This is a genomic window from [Bacillus] enclensis, from assembly GCF_001456935.1.
GTDB classification, from domain to species: domain Bacteria; phylum Bacillota; class Bacilli; order Bacillales; family Bacillaceae_B; genus Rossellomorea; species Rossellomorea enclensis.
In genome coordinates, this window is sequence record NZ_KQ758484.1 from 220,150 (window position 1) to 235,903 (window position 15,754).

At 46.7% G+C, this 15,754-nt stretch carries 13 protein-coding genes; 2 read left to right on the plus strand and 11 right to left on the minus strand.

The window, feature by feature from the left end:
- Positions 1-68 precede the first annotated feature (68 nt).
- Positions 69-965 (plus strand): glycerophosphodiester phosphodiesterase, encoded by an 897-nt coding sequence (locus AS034_RS13900; RefSeq protein ID WP_058298956.1) that lies wholly within the window; start codon positions 69-71, stop codon positions 963-965.
- Positions 966-1,007: 42 nt separating this feature from the next.
- On the opposite strand, the gene AS034_RS13905 is transcribed toward AS034_RS13900, so the two are convergent.
- The 4 genes from AS034_RS13905 to AS034_RS13920 all read right to left on the minus strand — a co-directional run bounded on the left by AS034_RS13905 (position 1,008) and on the right by AS034_RS13920 (position 4,881).
- Positions 1,008-1,730: a LytR/AlgR family response regulator transcription factor gene (locus AS034_RS13905; protein WP_058298957.1), complete on the minus strand. Its 723-nt coding sequence runs from the start codon at positions 1,728-1,730 to the stop codon at positions 1,008-1,010.
- Positions 1,708-3,471, minus strand: coding sequence for a sensor histidine kinase (locus AS034_RS13910; RefSeq protein ID WP_058298958.1), 1,764 nt, complete (start codon positions 3,469-3,471; stop codon positions 1,708-1,710). Before AS034_RS13910 ends, AS034_RS13905 begins: the two co-directional genes overlap by 23 nt.
- Before the next feature lie 113 nt (positions 3,472-3,584).
- Complete coding sequence (locus tag AS034_RS13915) at positions 3,585-4,427, minus strand: YihY/virulence factor BrkB family protein (RefSeq protein WP_032085643.1); 843 nt, start codon at positions 4,425-4,427, stop codon at positions 3,585-3,587.
- Positions 4,428-4,464: 37 nt separating this feature from the next.
- Positions 4,465-4,881 (minus strand): hypothetical protein, encoded by a 417-nt coding sequence (locus AS034_RS13920; protein WP_058298959.1) that lies wholly within the window; start codon positions 4,879-4,881, stop codon positions 4,465-4,467.
- A 285-nt stretch (positions 4,882-5,166) separates the two neighbouring features.
- On the opposite strand from AS034_RS13920, the gene AS034_RS13925 reads away from it, so the two are divergent.
- Positions 5,167-5,388, plus strand: coding sequence for a DUF1128 domain-containing protein (locus AS034_RS13925; RefSeq protein WP_032085642.1), 222 nt, complete (start codon positions 5,167-5,169; stop codon positions 5,386-5,388).
- Positions 5,389-5,883: 495 nt separating this feature from the next.
- Here the strand turns inward: AS034_RS13925 and AS034_RS13930 are convergent, their stop codons facing one another.
- The 7 genes from AS034_RS13930 to AS034_RS13960 all read right to left on the minus strand — a co-directional run bounded on the left by AS034_RS13930 (position 5,884) and on the right by AS034_RS13960 (position 15,496).
- Positions 5,884-6,399, minus strand: a complete 516-nt coding sequence (locus AS034_RS13930) for a type 1 glutamine amidotransferase domain-containing protein (protein ID WP_032085641.1) — start codon at positions 6,397-6,399, stop codon at positions 5,884-5,886.
- A gap of 79 nt (positions 6,400-6,478) precedes the next feature.
- A complete protein-coding gene (locus tag AS034_RS13935; protein ID WP_058299148.1) occupies positions 6,479-7,777 on the minus strand; it encodes a lysine N(6)-hydroxylase/L-ornithine N(5)-oxygenase family protein in 1,299 nt (432 codons plus the stop codon).
- A 119-nt stretch (positions 7,778-7,896) separates the two neighbouring features.
- The gene (locus AS034_RS13940; RefSeq protein WP_058298960.1) at positions 7,897-8,886 is read right to left on the minus strand and encodes a class I SAM-dependent methyltransferase; all 990 of its coding nucleotides are present in this window, start codon (positions 8,884-8,886) and stop codon (positions 7,897-7,899) included.
- Positions 8,883-10,202 carry an FAD-dependent oxidoreductase gene (locus AS034_RS13945; RefSeq protein WP_032085639.1) on the minus strand — a complete coding sequence of 440 codons (1,320 nt, stop codon included), beginning with the start codon at positions 10,200-10,202 and terminating at the stop codon, positions 8,883-8,885. Before AS034_RS13945 ends, AS034_RS13940 begins: the two co-directional genes overlap by 4 nt.
- Positions 10,203-10,455: 253 nt before the next feature.
- Entirely contained in the window at positions 10,456-12,909 is a 2,454-nt protein-coding gene (locus tag AS034_RS13950; protein WP_058298961.1) for a PAS domain S-box protein, read from the minus strand.
- 514 nt (positions 12,910-13,423) lie between these two features.
- Positions 13,424-14,350, minus strand: a complete 927-nt coding sequence (locus tag AS034_RS13955) for a pseudouridine-5'-phosphate glycosidase (RefSeq protein ID WP_141687734.1) — start codon at positions 14,348-14,350, stop codon at positions 13,424-13,426.
- A 51-nt stretch (positions 14,351-14,401) separates the two neighbouring features.
- A complete protein-coding gene (locus AS034_RS13960) occupies positions 14,402-15,496 on the minus strand; it encodes a carbohydrate kinase (protein WP_058298963.1) in 1,095 nt (364 codons plus the stop codon).
- Positions 15,497-15,754 lie beyond the last annotated feature (258 nt).

A 15,754-nucleotide genomic window follows, 5' to 3' on the forward strand; every position in this document is an offset into this window, starting at 1 on the left:
CTCTTTCATCCTCTCTTTATGTTTGTTCATTACCCTTAAATAGAACGTTATTTGAGAGGAGAATGACAATGAATAAATTCATGAGGAACATCTGTTTATCAGCAGCCGTAATCGGTATAGGGGCAGGTGCCGTCACCCCTGCGTCAGCTCAATCAGGCAATAACCCGCAGTTGAACGACAACCAGATCTTGAACATTTCACACCGAGGTGCTTCGGGATACGCGCCTGAACACACGCTGCCTTCTTACGAGCTTGGTGACCAAATGGGCGGAGACTACATAGAGCTTGACCTTCAGATGACGAAAGACGGAGAGCTCATCGCCATGCATGATGAGACCCTCGACCGCACCACAAACGGCACCGGCCAGGTCAAAGATCATACTCTTGAAGAAATCAAGTCATTGGATGCCGGCTCATGGTTCAACGCGGCATATCCGGAAAAAGCGAAAGATGAATATAACGGGCTGCAGGTCCAGACCCTCCAGGAAGTGATTGAACACTTCGGTAAAAATAAGAATTATTATATTGAAACGAAATCACCGGATGTCTACCCTGGAATGGAGGAAAAGCTGCTTGAGATCCTGAAAGACTACAACCTGACAAGGCAAAATGGTCCGTCAAGCCGCGTGATCATCCAGTCATTCAGTGAGGAAAGCCTCCAAAAGGTCCACAACCTGAATGAAAATATCCCGCTTGTCCAGCTGCTTGATTACAAAGGGACAGCCACGATTACGGATGAGGAGCTTGATCACTACTCCGAGTACGCAGCCGGCCTGGGGATGAGCTACAAAAAAATCAACCAGGACTATGTACAGAAAGTCCGTGAACACGACCTTTTGATCCACCCATACACAGTCAATGACAAAGAGGATATGAAACAGCTGCTTGAATGGGGAGTGACCGGGATGTTCACGAATTATCCGGACGTACTGGAAGAAACAATGAAGGAAATGAAGCTGAATTAATTCAAAAAAGATGCGAAGCACCCCGCTTCGCATCTTTTTTCATCACAACTCCAGCCTCTCCCGAAGCTCTTTCACATAATTCCTGCTAACCGGGATTTTCTCCTTCGCACCGCTCACCTTCAGCTGGTAGACTCCGTTTCCCCATGGGATGAGTTCCTCGACAAATGGCAGCTGGACGAGGTAGCTTTTATGGACACGGAAGAATGGATAGGTGACAAGCTTTGCCTCGAGTTCCTTGATCGGCAGCCGGCACGTATACCGTTTTTTCCCCGTGCAGATATACGTTTCACGCTCTTCACGGAAAATATAGAGGATGGCTTCCGGCTCGATGAAGATGATCTTGTCTTCATCCTGGACAGCGAGCTTCCCTTGACTCCTGGATTCCCTCCCATCAGCATTTTCACCTGCGACGGTCTTTTTCAGCCTTTCCATCGTCCGTGCGAGCTGCTCTTCATCGAAAGGCTTGAGAAGGTAGTCGACCGCTTCCACTTCAAATGCTTTCAGGGCGTAATCCGGATAGGCCGTCGCGAAAACGATCTGAGGTCTTTTCTTCATTTTCCGGAGTGCCTCGGCAAGCTCGACGCCGCTCATACCCGGCATTTCAATATCAAGGAACAAGACTTGCGGGTCATCAGTCAGCAGAAGCTCCATCGCTTTTTCAGCCGAGCTTGCTTCTCCTATCACTTCGACCCATTCGTACGTACTTAACAGATGCTTCATTTCCTCACGGCTGTATGGCTCATCATCGATGATTGCGACTTTCATCTGCTGCACTTCCTCCTTTAATTGTGAACTGAACGGCTGTTCCTTTTCCTTTATCGGATGTGATGATAAGTCCCGATTCTTCCCCATTCATCATTTCCAGTCGTTTGTTTACATTGTACAAGGCAAGGCCGGTGCCGGTTTTCGATTCCACCGGCTGAAACAGGAGGGTCTCAAGCCGGGACTGCTCGATCCCGTCTCCGTTGTCTTCCACCTTTACCTTTACATTGCCGTTCACCCTTGTAATGGATAGGTTTAAAATAAACCCTTCTGCCTGATTCTTCATCCCGTGTTTGATTGCGTTTTCGACCAGCGGCTGCAGGGTGATCGATGGAACGACAGCCTGCATGGCATCTTCATCCAGGTTGTATTCGACCTGCAGCCGGTCATAGAATCTCGCTTCTTCAATCGCAAGATACGCTTTCACATGCTGACATTCCTCTTTCAAAGTGGATGTGGATTTTGTACTTCCACTCAGGTTCTGCCTGATGAACTGTGAGAGGGAAATCAGCAGCGTCCGTGCTTTATCGGGATTGATCCTGATCAGGGATACGATGACATTGATCGCATTGAACAGGAAATGAGGACTGATCTGCGCCTGAAGGGCCTTGACCTCTGATTCCTTGGCCAGTTCTTTATGCGTATCGATCTCCGCCAGCTCTAATTGATTGCTGAGCAGCGTCGCGATTCCCTTTGTTAGCTCCATCATGATTGGTGAGATCACTTTTTCCGAGTGAAAGTAGAATTTCAGTGTTCCCACGATCTCGTCCCCTTTTAAAAGCGGGGCCATGACGGCAGCACCGAGCGGACAGTCATCCCTGTCGCAATGGATCTCCTTTTTACCGACCTTCAACAGCTCCCCGGTTTCAATCACCCGCTTCGTTGCCTCGGTTTGGATCGGTTTGTGCTTCTGATGATGATCGGAAGCGACCCCGACATGTGCGAGGATATGGGTTCTGTTCGTGATCGAGACAGCAATGGCATCGACTTCTGTCATCAGAATCGTGCACGTGGCATACGCTGAAGATCCATTCAATCCTTTCCGCATATACTTCACTGTTTTGTCTGCGAGGCGGAGTGCCTTCTGTGACTGCACCGCCCCCATCCGTTCCTCCTCATACACAACACTCTTAATGATCAGCAGGAAAATCCCGGTACCGATCCCGTTGGCAATGATCATTGGCCAGCCAATATCCGATACTAGTTCATAGGCTGCCCCATATGGTTTTGCAAAGAGAAGAATGATGGCCATCTGCATCGCTTCTGCCAAAAATCCGACCACGAATGCTTTTACAGGGGACACCAGACGGTTCTTTTTCTCACGCTTTCCTATGTATCCAGCCAGCACTCCTGCAAGGATGGTGGAAATCCCGCAGGCGAAGGCGGTGAATCCTCCAAGAAAATAGCGGTGCACCCCGGCGACCAGTCCTGCACCAAGCCCGATCCAGGGGCCGCCGAGCAGTCCGGCTGCCACAATCCCGATGACCCTTGAATTTGCAATGGCTTCATTTTCCTGAAGCGTCATATGCCATTTTGCATATTCATCTGCTTCTGCGTTCACAATCAACCCTGTATAAGAACCGATGATCCCAAAGAAACCAAACAATAAGACGATCAATACAGTTTGTGACTTCTTCACATGACTCCTTTGTTCAATCAGCTTTCGAAAGAAGCCGAGCCTTGTCATAACAAAGGCAATCGTAACGATGATCCCAAGCCGTTCGATCATGGCGGCTATCAGCATCACTCCGCACCCCCTTTTCCTTCATTATACTTGACCGTTCCAGGTGCACACAAAAAAAGAAAGACCCATCAAACGTTTGTTTAATAGAATCTTCCCCTAATTGATTATATTTATCAGCACGGTGTATCGTCTTTCTCTGTGGCAAGGGCATTGATTTCCCCGCCGATCATGATGATGATTCCTGTCAGATAGAACCAGATCATCAAGACGATGATTCCCCCGATACTCCCGTAAGTCGCCGAATAGTTGCCGAAATTGCTGACGTAAAAGGAGAATGCCAGCGAAACGAGCACCCAGCCGACTGCAGCGAAGATTGCACCCGGGATGGCGCTCAAGCATTTGATCCTCTTACTTGGTGCGAAATAATACAATCCGACAAACACAATGAACAGGATAAGCGGCGAGATCGCCCAGCGAATGCCGTTCCAAATTGTCAGGAATTGATCGGAAAAGCCAAATTGAGAAAATAAGAAGAGACCAATCTGCTTTCCAAAGACCGGAAGCAGAAGTGCAACCACAAACACGACGACCATCCCGAGTGTCAGGACAATCGACATCAGCCGGGTAACGATGAACGACCTCGTTTCCTCGACATCATATGCGCGGTTCAGACTTTTCACGATCGCGTTCATTCCATTGGACGCAGACCATATCGTCGCGATGATGGAAATCGAGAGCAGGCCCGTATTCTTATTGTTCATGACATCACTCAAATTCTCCTCGATCATCGACATCGTCTCACCCGGCGCAAAATCCCTGATCACGCCAAGGATGTCCGCCTGATCCACAGGCAGATACGGCAGCAGCGTAAAGACGAAAATCAGCAATGGAAACAATGATAACAAGAAGTAATAGGCGATCTGCGCCGCCAGCCCAGCTATATCATTGGCGCTTATTTGTTTAAATAATCTTTTTGAATCTTTCTTCCAACCTTTGCGGGTCGTTCCCACAGACATCCTCTCACCTCTTTCAGTAATCCTCCGGTGTTCCTCCTCAGTAGCCTTTGAAAGATGAAGCAACAGGCTGACTGCCTTCTTCACCCGCGTTGATTTCATTAGAAGGATGATCGGAGAACGTCTCTTTATAAGCTTCCGTAGAATCTTCGAACGTTTCTTTCGTCTCCTCGATCATCTCTTTCACTTGAGGGGTCATCTCTTTGATTTCATTCACTTTTTCTGAAATGAACTGAATATCCCTGCTCACCTGATCGGCAGTCGTACGCATCTTTTCATAAATATCCTTGGATGTATCCGCAAGCATCTTCGGATTCTTCGAATACCTGGAAATGGCAGACCCGCTGTTTTTAAGCGTTGTGCCCATTTCCCTGCGTGTCGTTTTATCCAGAAGCGACAACAGTCCTCCTGCGGCGGCCCCCAGCATGACTCCTTTAAAAAACTTGCTATTTCCCATTTCATGATCCTCCTATATTCTATTTTCATGATCGGCTGCAGCCGCAGCCATTTACTATTGTTTTCTCTAAATAGGGTCAGAGTTCCTTCAAAGTCCGGTTTTCCGGTATAGTTTTCTCCAACCTTACATGCTTAACTACTAATTCCCCAATTCCTAATAGTGTAAAACATTCAGGTAAAAAAATCCTTCTTTCGACACTCTCTAACTCAATGCCATGTTGACAGAGCAGCAGAATCATGGAAAGATGAATACTAACAAAAGGCACGAAAGAAAGGACGAACAGTTATGGATTTATCACAAAACACGGCAGAAAATATCGAATACATGGTCACCGCCATCAAGGATAAACTCAACGTCGTAAACGCAGGCGCCATCAAGCCTGAACATTTCAACCAGGAAATGTACGAAGACCTTCACGATCTTTACCTAATGGTCGAAAAGAAAGACCGCTTCAGCCCGAGCGAAATGACAGCCATCATCGAAGAGCTTGGTGCATTGAGGAAATAATGAAAGGCCCGTCCCGCACTGCGTTGATGCGTTATCGCAGTGCGGGACGGGCTTTTATATGCCGGGATAGGCATGGGAACGGGTGCCAGTCTCTAGAGGATTAGGCATCGGACTTGTGCCTCACGGCGTGCCTGCCTGGTTGTTCGATTGTTCTTTAGAATGATTCTTATAAGATCATAAATCTTGAATTTGGATCGTATTTTTCCAATTTGGATCATAAATTTTCAGAATGGATCATATTTTCCCGAGTCACAGCATAACAGGACTCCCAGAAGGATCACAGATCCCTTATAACATTGAAATTCCTCTTAAATCGTTCAAAAATTAAAAAATGAAGCAAAAATAATCCCAAAACGGCTTGCAAACCACAAATATAAAGCATTTTTCATCCCACTTCGGAACATCAATCCACGATAAACTGCACGTCTCACCATTCAAAACCTCACAAAAAAAAGAGACACCCCATCAAGGATGTCCCTTTTGCCACTATCATTATTATTTAGACAACAAAGCCAGCGACTCACGGTTAAATGCCGGAATATCATCCGGTGTCCTGCTTGTGACAAGCTGGTTTCCGCAAACGACGACTTCTTTGTCTTCGTATGTGGCACCTGCATACTCCATGTCGACTTTGATTGAATGGAAGCCTGTTGCGTGTCTGCCTTCAAGCGCCTTCGCGGTGATAAGAAGCTGCGGGCCGTGGCAGATGGCAAAGACCGGTTTCTTTTCATCCATGAAGTGCTTCGTGAACTTCACGAAACGCTCATCCGCTCGTAGCTGGTCAGGTGAGAATCCGCCCGGCAGCAAGAGTGCGTCAAAGTCTTCAGGTTTAACATTATCGATGCTTTCATCGATGGAGACCGTCGCGTCCCCCTGCTTTCCTTTCACGGACTTCCCTTTTTCCTTTTCGATCGTGATGACTTCGTGACCTGCTTCTTTCAATGCTTTTTCAGGATCTGTAAATTCAACGTCTTCAAACATATCTGTAAGTAAGCATGCAACTTTAGCCATAAAATAAAACACTCCTATTTGTTAGTTTGTTTATTTGCTCACATAATAAATTTACCCGTTCAATCAAAATTAAAACGTGTCAATCGGTTTCGTCCATTGAAAATTGGGAGAAAATTGTATTTCGCTGTGTCTTGTATACTTCCTTCCCGGTGATATCATTGATGATCGCGATATTGCGGTCTACTGAAAGTCCCAGATTGGTCGCACCTGCACCGTGTGAATGTTCAAGATTCGTCAGCGTATAAAAATGGTGACTGCGGTCCTCCCCGTCCTTGAAGACGAGTTTATAATCGCGGGACACTTTGAACCTCTTTTCATCCTCCCAGACGATTTTGTCCCCTAAAGCTTCATCGAACCAGGACGGGATATTCGGGACATAACCGGTTGCCAATATGACTTTCCCTGACACATATGAAAAATCCCTCTCCTCCTGCCACTGCCTGCATTCCAGGACATAGTGATCATCTTCCTGCCGGATCTTCTGAACCTCGGTCAAGGGCTGAATCACAATATCCGGGGCATTCTCACTGACAGAATGATGGTAAAGGATATTATAAATATTATTCAGGGTATCCATATCAATCCCGTTCCGGAGCTGATCCAATGTCTTTAAAGCTTCGAGCCTCTTTTCAAAGGACAGTCCGTGGAAGTAATCCACATAATCAGGGGCGAAGAACTCCTGGCCAAGCTTTGATGACTCGAGCTGGAGGATCCCCTCCGACCTCGTCATCCAGGTCAGCTTGTACGGATGATTGGGCTGCTCTTTTAATAAATCATGAAATACCTCTGCGGCACTCTGACCGGATCCGATGATCGTGATGGACGCGCTTTCCACGGTGGATTCTTTATGAAACAGATAGCTGCTCGTATGGTGGACATCCTCAGGCGGAAGCCCCTCCATACCATCCAGTATAAGCGGCTTGCTCCCGGTCCCCATCACCACGTGCCTCGCCTTGTACACTTCGCGTTCTTCAGTCTGCCCGTTCCTGACTTCTACTTCAAAATAAGCGCCAGTATCCTTCACACCGGTGACCTCGCTGTGAAATTGACAATGCGGCAGCTGTTTTACGACCCAGCTTGCATAGTCATTATATTCCTGCCGGGGCATTTCAAATTTATGAAAAAAGAAAAACTTGTACAGCCGGTTATGAGTATGTAAATAATTCAGGTAGCTGTACCTGCTCTGCGGATTCGCAAACGTAACCAGATCGGCAATGAACGGTACCTGCAGATCGGTCAGGTCGATCAGCATGCCGGGGTGCCACTGAAATTCAGGGGTCTTGTCAAAAAATCTCACCTTCAAATCCGTCTTCTCATCCATCAGTGCGGCCAGGCTCAGATTATACGGCCCGATCCCTATGCCGATACAGTCATACATCTCTTCTCTTTCCAACGCATTTACCTCCAGTCCCGATACATATTCTTTTTATGTTTTCCTAAGTAAGGAAAAACTATTTGAGAAGGACTTCCCCGTATAAGGGAAGTCCTTCATCATTTCTACTTCTTTTTAAAGCAAAGCGCATACCAGCCGCCTTCCTTTACGATTGGTTCGACAGAAACCACTTTGAAGCCTGTCTTTTTGGCCAGTGTCTCCATCTCTTTTTGGGATGGAATCGGGTGCAGGTTCTGGAACGTCATGAAAAAGCTGTTGAACGCACTGGAGAACTGCTGGCCGTGCTTTGATTTCTGCATCGGCGTCAGGACGAAGAACAGCCCTTTTTTCTCCAGCCAGTCCGAGGCTTTCTCAAAAAACTGCAGCCGCTCCGACGGATCGATATAATGAAATAGATTGTTTGCCATGACCATATCGAATGCTTGTTCCGGTTCATATTCATGTAAATCACAGCACTCGATGTCTACGTTCTCATAGCTTTGCAGCTGGTCCTCCGCCTCCCTCGCCACCCCTTCGTGGATTTCGATGCCGACCATTTTTTTCTTCGGATAACGGTCCGCGAGCCTTCGGATATAGCCGCCTTCGCCGCATCCCAGGTCCAAGACGGAATTCACCTTGAACTTCTTCATCACTTTTTGAAGCTTTGGAAACGCGAATCGTTCCAACAGGATGGATGTCTTGGCAACGGTCGAACCATGCAGATCCGAGTTGAAATGCTGCCTTGTCTGATTCCTCAACAGGCTGGGGTAGGAAAGGAGTGCCGGGATATGGAGCTCCATCATTTCCTTCAGCAAAACTCCTGAGGAAAACGTTTCTTTTTTGGAAGAAGGCAGCTTCCAGCCGTTTTTCACCTTCACCCTGCCTTTTGATTGGCGTTTCAGATGCTTCAGTGTGATTCCGACTTCCACCCACTGTTCCAGTAAATCCATTTCCACATTCTTTGCCAGAGCCACTTCCTGAATCGAAGCGGGCTTTTTGAAACTTTCGAATAGCTCCATTTCATACCCCACGTAGGCATGCCAGCTGTATAGAAACGGGACATTCTTTTTCATCCAGGTCCTTGCCCGCCAAACTTCTGCCATTTCTGCAATCATCGTAATGCCTCCGTTTCTTTCCAGGGATAGTCTTGATTTTGTGTGAAAATGGTGCAGCCCTGCTCTTTATCGCAGGAGATCTTGTCCGTTCTGATCGGAAGGACTCCGCCTTGTATCATCCGGTCGTACAGGGTTTCCCTCCACAAGCCAAGCCCTGAAATATTGAGCATTTGTTTGTAGTGGGACACCGTATCCCTCTCCATGCGCTGCAGGCTGTTTTTACGCAGCCAGCCGATCGGCCTGTAAGGATAAGAGTAGGCGAGCGCAGATAAGTGGCTAAGATGCATCTGATGGGAGACCCGCTTCTTCCGCACCTTTGGATACCACTCAAGATTGACAGGATCCAGCTTTCCCTCCTTGTGCATATCGCATAGCAATTCACCAAGGACATCGCCGTCCTGTATCGCCATATTCATTCCTTCACCTGCCATCGGGTGCACGGTATGCGCTGCATCCCCGATGATCGCCAGATGATCCTTCACATACGTATCGCTGTGATATTTGAGGGGCACCATCAGCTGGATCTGCTTCCACTCTTTTATTTGATCGACATAACCCTCCAGTTCGGGACACAACTTTTTATAAAGGTTATGAAATTCAGAAATCGGCTTTTTCCTGAGAGATTTATACTCTCCCGCTGGAATCAGGTAAACAGATCTTACTTCGTTGTCAGGGAGCGGAAACAATCCCAGGAAGGACTGATAAGTAGAAATGATTTTCCCTTTCACCATCGATTCCGGCCTTGGGAACGTGACAGTCAGGAAGTGGTGATTATAATTCTTTTCCTTTACTGAAATGTCCATGTAGTTCCGTGTGACGGAGCTCCTTCCTTCCGCCCCGACAATGAAATCACACTCCACCTCATAGGACTGCTTCTCTTTCCTGTCCTCAAGAGTCACAGTATGATCCTTTATTTCTTTGCATATGGTGTGGGGGTGGTAGTGAAAAGAAGGATATTCCTTTGCCTTATCCAAGAGGATTTCTTTGAGGGTTTCATGATGGATCATCAAGGAAAAAGGATACCGGCTAGGCAGGATCGAGTAGCTCATCAAGGAATGCTCCGGGACAGCCTTCAGGTTTTTAAGCTCAGTCATCTCAAGATCAGAGATTTTATGTCCATGTTTGAAAATGGACTCGATCACCCCAAGGGAATCGAGTATTTCCAGACTTTTCGGCTGAAGCAGCTCCCCTTTATAAATGGGACTGGGACCAGGCAGCCTTTCTGCAACGGTCACATCGATCCCGCATCGGGCTGCCTTCAAGCCCAGGGTCAATCCCCCGATTCCCCCTCCGCTGATAAAAATGCTTGTCCGCATGTCGTTTCACCTCTTTCCTATCATTTATCCTTAAGCGCGAATGTTGAAACCTGCCGATGTGCCGGCGACAAGAAACGGGACGGGACGAAATTTGTAGAATGATCTATTTCCCGGAAAATAAACTTTCCCCAATAAGAGAACACGTTATTTGTCGACTTTCTCCCGGCAGGAATCGTCATTTCCTCACAATAAATGGTGAAACAAAAAAGCTTCAAAACGGGAAATGGTCATTCCGTTTTGAAGCTTTTCATCTTTAGTATTCTTTCCCTGCTTTCCCGGCAATCGGAAGCAGGATCGTGACGGTCGATCCATCATTTACGTTGCTCTGGATTGAAAATGAACCGTTGTGCTCCTTGATGATTTTTTGGCAGATCATCAAGCCAAGGCCGGTTCCTTTTTCTTTTGTACTGTAAAAAGGTTCGCCAAGATGCTTCATCCGCTCAGGCGGTATTCCGGCTCCGTTATCCTGAATGGATATTTTCGCACAGCCGTTTTCCTTTTCAAGCTGTACGCTCAGCAGTCCTCCTTCAGGCATAGCTTCCAATGCATTTTTCATGACATTGAGCACGACCTGTTTGATTTGATGGGAGTCGCAGTAAATCTCCGCTTCTTCAACAGAAAAACGAACATCCACTCCCTGCTTCAGGCATTCCATCTTGATGAACTCCACCGAACTTGTTAACAGTGTTGTTAGGGAGGTCATAGAAAAATGAACCGCCCTGGGCTTTGCCAGTGCCAGAAATTCGTTCGTGATGATTTCGATGCGGTCAAGCTCTCCCTGAATGACCTGCAGGTGGAAATCATCCTCAGCACTTTCCTTCATCAGCTGCAGGAATCCCTTGATTGTGGTGAGCGGGTTTCGAATTTCATGTGCCACCCCCGCAGCTAGCTGGCCGATCATTGCAAGCTGTTCGGATTTCTTCAAGAGATCTTCATTTCGCTTCTTTTCAGATAGATCGCGGATGATGGCTGATATACCGATCAGCTTGCCGGTGTCATTCAGGATAGGATTGAGGTTGAAGACAATCTCTATCGGAGAACCGTCTTTACGATACCTTACAGTTTCATAGTCTTTGATCCGCTTTCCTGCTTTGACCATTTTTAGATTCTGCTTAAATTGAGAAACCTGCTCTTCCAAGTGAAGGATCGTGATACTTTCTCCTATTATTTCAGCCTCATTCCAACCGAACATCGATTCAAAATGCTGATTGACCTTCAGTATTTCCCCTGCAGGATCGAGAAGGGCGATTCCGTCACCTGCATGTTCAAAATAAGCTTCAAGGAGCTCTTTCGCCTCTTTCAGCTCCTCCGCTATTTTCATCCTTGCCGTGATATCCTGACCGATACCATAAATACCGATTACTTTATCGTTTACACGGATCGGGATATTCGTCACGCTTATATGGGTTCGGTTTCCATCCTTGTTGTTAAGGGTCGTAATATATCTTGTCGCCTCCCCCTGCAGCGCTGTCTCAAAATGCTTGATGGTATCTATTTGCTGATCTTCTGTGATAAATTCGCTGAAATGCTTCCCGATCATGTCATCTGATGGGAATGTCCATTGTCCCTCTGCTGCCGGGTTCACTTCCTGTACGATTCCTTCAGTATTTAACATATAAATATTATCGGGACTGTACTGAACCATCGACCGGTATTTTTCCTGTGTTTCAATCAGCTTCCTCTGGATATCCTTGATCAAGGATATATCGGCAATGGAGCAGATGATGGTGGTGACTTCCCCGTCTTTCATGACCGGGACCATCGAGGCGATATACTCAAGTCCCTTATATTCATCCTCGTACGTCAGTTCTTCACCCGTTACCCAGATTCTCTTGAGCTTAGGCTGTATCTTCCCAAGATGATACGTGTCAAAGACTTCCTGTATCGTTTTACCGATCACATTGGAAGGAGATATATCCAGCTTGTTAAGAAGGTCGCCGGCTGCCATTTCAATCACAAAATCATCTTGATGTTTTTTTATTTTATACGTAATTGTTTTTTGGAGCCTCAGTGTATTCTCCAATTCCACTTTTAAAGAGAGTAAATCATTTTCATATTCCTTTTTCTCCGTGATATCATGCAGGATGATGCCTACTTGGTCGACCGCACCCCGCTGATTATAATCTGCAGGTGAAATTGTGATATGACAGGTACATTCTCTATCATCACCTGTCTTGAAGGTAAGTTCCTCCCTCTGAACATTTTTCCCTTGAATCCCCTTCATGACCAGGTTTACAAAGGCAGGGTTCTTGAAGGGTGATTGCCGGCAGAGTGATTCCCCGATTGCTTCATCTGTCAGCTTGAAGAGCTGTTTGAAGGATTCATTCATCTCCGTGAGAACTCCGTTTTTATCAATGATACATACACAGGTCGGCGTGTTGCGTATCAAGGATTGGTAAATGTCCGAGCTGGAATTCTGTTTATCTTTTTCATTTTCCGAGGTCCTGGTTTCAATGGAGGGGACGATCATCAACAGCTCCAGGCTTTCTTCCACCGTCCCGCGCTTCAGTGAATATGAACATTCGTTGTAAATAAAATGTTCTGACTCTGATTCCAGCAATCTCTTAATATCGAAGCTGTCTATGCCTGATCGTTCTTCCCATTCGGGATTGGCTTCTATGATGGTTGACAGGACAGGGTTCCATAAAGCGGCGGGGACAGGGATCGAATGAACGCTTATGGCGTTCACAGGTCTAATTTCAGCCATAGTACCTTCCTTTTCGTAATGTGATATATGTTCATTTTACCCTACCTTTATGTTCATATAAATGCTTGTCTTTATACTATAATGGGAATCTGCTCCATTGTTGAGTGGTAATGTTTAAATATCAACTGCTCATAAACTCTGTTTATTTCCGTGGAGGACTTCGCTTTCCGCGGGTAGCCCGTGAGCCTTTTGATATGAATGAAACCGTCAATAAATTGACCTACACAGATTTTGGTTATGTTTTTAGGCAACCTTAAGTAGAGAAGCTCTTTTTGACTTCTCAACTTATTTGTTTCCATTCATCACCGCTAATGATTTCCGTGCAAAACTTCGCTTTCCGCGGGCGGTTGGTGAGCCTCCTCAGTCGTACCTCCCTGCGCGGTCTCACTTAACACGCTTCTCCCGCAGGAGTCTACGTTTTGCACTCCAATCAACCGCTGAAGCCTGCTCATCACAATCACCCCACTGTAAATAAATCAATAAAAAAACCGGACAAAAAAGCCCGGGTTTTAGTTTAAACATGTGTTATTTTCATAGATTTATATTTAACGGCCAGTTCGGCGCCGACCCGGGCATTGTTTTTGACCAGTGCGATGTTGGCGATAAGGCTTTTGCCTTCTGTGAGTTCTTTTACTTTTCCGAGCAGGAACGGGGTGGCTTCTTTTCCGGTTATGTTTTTCTCCTCTGCTTCCTGCAGCGCGGATTCTATGATGCTGTTCATCTCGTTTTCTTCCAGTGCGTTTTGTTCAGGGATCGGATTTGCAACGACTACGCCTCCGTTCAGTCCAAGCTCCCATTTTGTTCTTAACAGAGAAGCCATTTCTTCACAAGACTCCATTCTATAGTTTACTTGATAAGGACTGTTTCTTGTGTAAAAAGCAGGCAGGGAATCGGTCTGATATCCAAGTACGGGCACCCCTTTGGTTTCAAGGTATTCCAGTGTCAGTCCGATGTCCAGTATCGATTTTGCACCGGCGCATACGACGGCAACGTTTGTCCTGGAAAGTTCCTCGAGGTCTGCCGAGATATCCATTGTTTTCTCTGCACCGCGGTGGACCCCTCCGATCCCGCCTGTCACGAATACCGCAATATCGGCAAGTTCCGCGAGAATCATAGTTGCTGCCACCGTCGTTGCTCCGTCTTTCCCGGCAGACAAGATATAAGGAATGTCCCGGCGGCTTGCTTTAATCACATTTGACGCCTGGCCCAGATATTCCAATTCTTGATGGGACAAGCCGATTTTTATTTTTCCGTTCAATATAGCAATCGTCGCAGGTACCGCTCCCCCTTCACGGATGATATCCTCGACTTCTCGTGCCGTCTGTACGTTCTGCGGATAGGGCATACCATGAGAAATGATCGTAGATTCCAGGGCTGCGATGGCTTTCCCATTCTTCCTTCCTTCCAGGACTTCTTCTGAGTACTCTATATAAGATTCCAAATTCATTGCTTCATTCCCCCATTTGTTTTATTGTTACGCTTCTGCGAGTGCCTAATAATACAGGCTGAAGTACTGCTGAAGCTTACCTTTTGTAAGCGAAGGGCTGACCGTATGGGCTGATTGCAGCGTCAATGACGAGCAGGTGATTCCGATCCGGCAGGCACCTTCCGTGTCAGACCCTTTGAGGTATCCATAGATGATGCCCGCCACAAGCGCATCGCCGGCACCGGTGACGTCGATGACTTTCACTTCCGGAGGCAGGATGGCACTTGCTTCTTTGTATACCCTGTAATACACCAGCCCCTTATCCCCTCTTGTGATGACGACCCTTTCCGCCCCTTTTTGGGTGATTATCTTTGCAGCCTTGAAATAATCTCCCTCTGTATCGATTGTCATACCCAGGTAAGCTTCAGCCTCTCCCTTGTTGCAAATGAACCAGGTGACCCCTTCAAGGGATGGCGGCAGCTTCTTTACCTTCGGAGCCGATACGGGAACGACCGTCAACGGAATTCCTTCCGATTGACATCTTTTGATGATGTAGCTCAAAACATCTGCCGGAAAATTCGTATCAAGGAGCACCATCTCGGATGAAGCAATCGTCCCCCACCTTTTCTCGATGAATCCTATGTCAACGCTTTCATTTAATTCCATATCTGCAAGGGCAAACATCATTTCCCCCTGCTTGTTCAAAATCGCTGAATACGTCCCCGTCGTATGTTTAAATAAAGAGACCGAAGCAGATACATCGACGAAATTCCGCGTCTGGTTCAGAAGCCAGCTGCCTTCGGTATCGTCTCCTACTACTGTCAAAAGGCAGGATTGAAGACCGATTCGTCCTAGATTCTCTGCAATATTTCGCGCAACTCCCCCGCTTGCCTGGCTTGAAACTGCAGGATTTGATGTCTCCGGAAGGAATTCATCGTGGAGCTGAAGTTTCCTGTCAATGTTGGCTCCGCCAATGCACATTACTCCTTTTTTTCCCGGAAGAACATACGCCCTCCCAAGAATCCTGCCTTCCTTTATCAGGTTTGAAATGTATCCGGCAACTGCAGACCGTGACATTCCGCTTTTCTCCGCCAGCTCCTGCTGACTCATAAACGGATTACCCTCAATTAACGTCAACAAGAGCTTTTCCTTCTCGTTCAACGACTCCCACTCCTTTGAAAAATATGTAAAAGTAACTTTTGTTAATATTCTAAACTTTTGTTTAATTGTGGGCAAGAAATGGTTTTCGACAAAATTTTAGTACAAATCTCAAACACCACTATTGATTTCCGTGCAAGACTTCGCTTTCGGCGGGTAGCCCGTGAGCCTCCTCCCTTTGTTCAAAGCCATTCCGCATTTCTAATTGGAGTTTTCGTCCTTCATTCCAATCAACCGCTGAAATGAGCAAATAATCACCTG

What these genes read in the sequence shown, in the direction of transcription:
- AS034_RS13900 (WP_058298956.1), top strand. Translation starts at nt 69, where the DNA reads ATGAATAAATTCATGAGGAACATCTGTTTATCAGCAGCCGTAATCGGT.
- AS034_RS13905 (WP_058298957.1), bottom strand. Translation starts at nt 1,730, where the DNA reads ATGAAAGTCGCAATCATCGATGATGAGCCATACAGCCGTGAGGAAATG.
- AS034_RS13910 (WP_058298958.1), bottom strand. Translation starts at nt 3,471, where the DNA reads ATGCTGATAGCCGCCATGATCGAACGGCTTGGGATCATCGTTACGATT.
- AS034_RS13915 (WP_032085643.1), bottom strand. Translation starts at nt 4,427, where the DNA reads ATGTCTGTGGGAACGACCCGCAAAGGTTGGAAGAAAGATTCAAAAAGA.
- AS034_RS13920 (WP_058298959.1), bottom strand. Translation starts at nt 4,881, where the DNA reads ATGGGAAATAGCAAGTTTTTTAAAGGAGTCATGCTGGGGGCCGCCGCA.
- AS034_RS13925 (WP_032085642.1), top strand. Translation starts at nt 5,167, where the DNA reads ATGGATTTATCACAAAACACGGCAGAAAATATCGAATACATGGTCACC.
- AS034_RS13930 (WP_032085641.1), bottom strand. Translation starts at nt 6,399, where the DNA reads ATGGCTAAAGTTGCATGCTTACTTACAGATATGTTTGAAGACGTTGAA.
- AS034_RS13935 (WP_058299148.1), bottom strand. Translation starts at nt 7,777, where the DNA reads ATGTATGACTGTATCGGCATAGGGATCGGGCCGTATAATCTGAGCCTG.
- AS034_RS13940 (WP_058298960.1), bottom strand. Translation starts at nt 8,886, where the DNA reads ATGATTGCAGAAATGGCAGAAGTTTGGCGGGCAAGGACCTGGATGAAA.
- AS034_RS13945 (WP_032085639.1), bottom strand. Translation starts at nt 10,202, where the DNA reads ATGCGGACAAGCATTTTTATCAGCGGAGGGGGAATCGGGGGATTGACC.
- AS034_RS13950 (WP_058298961.1), bottom strand. Translation starts at nt 12,909, where the DNA reads ATGGCTGAAATTAGACCTGTGAACGCCATAAGCGTTCATTCGATCCCT.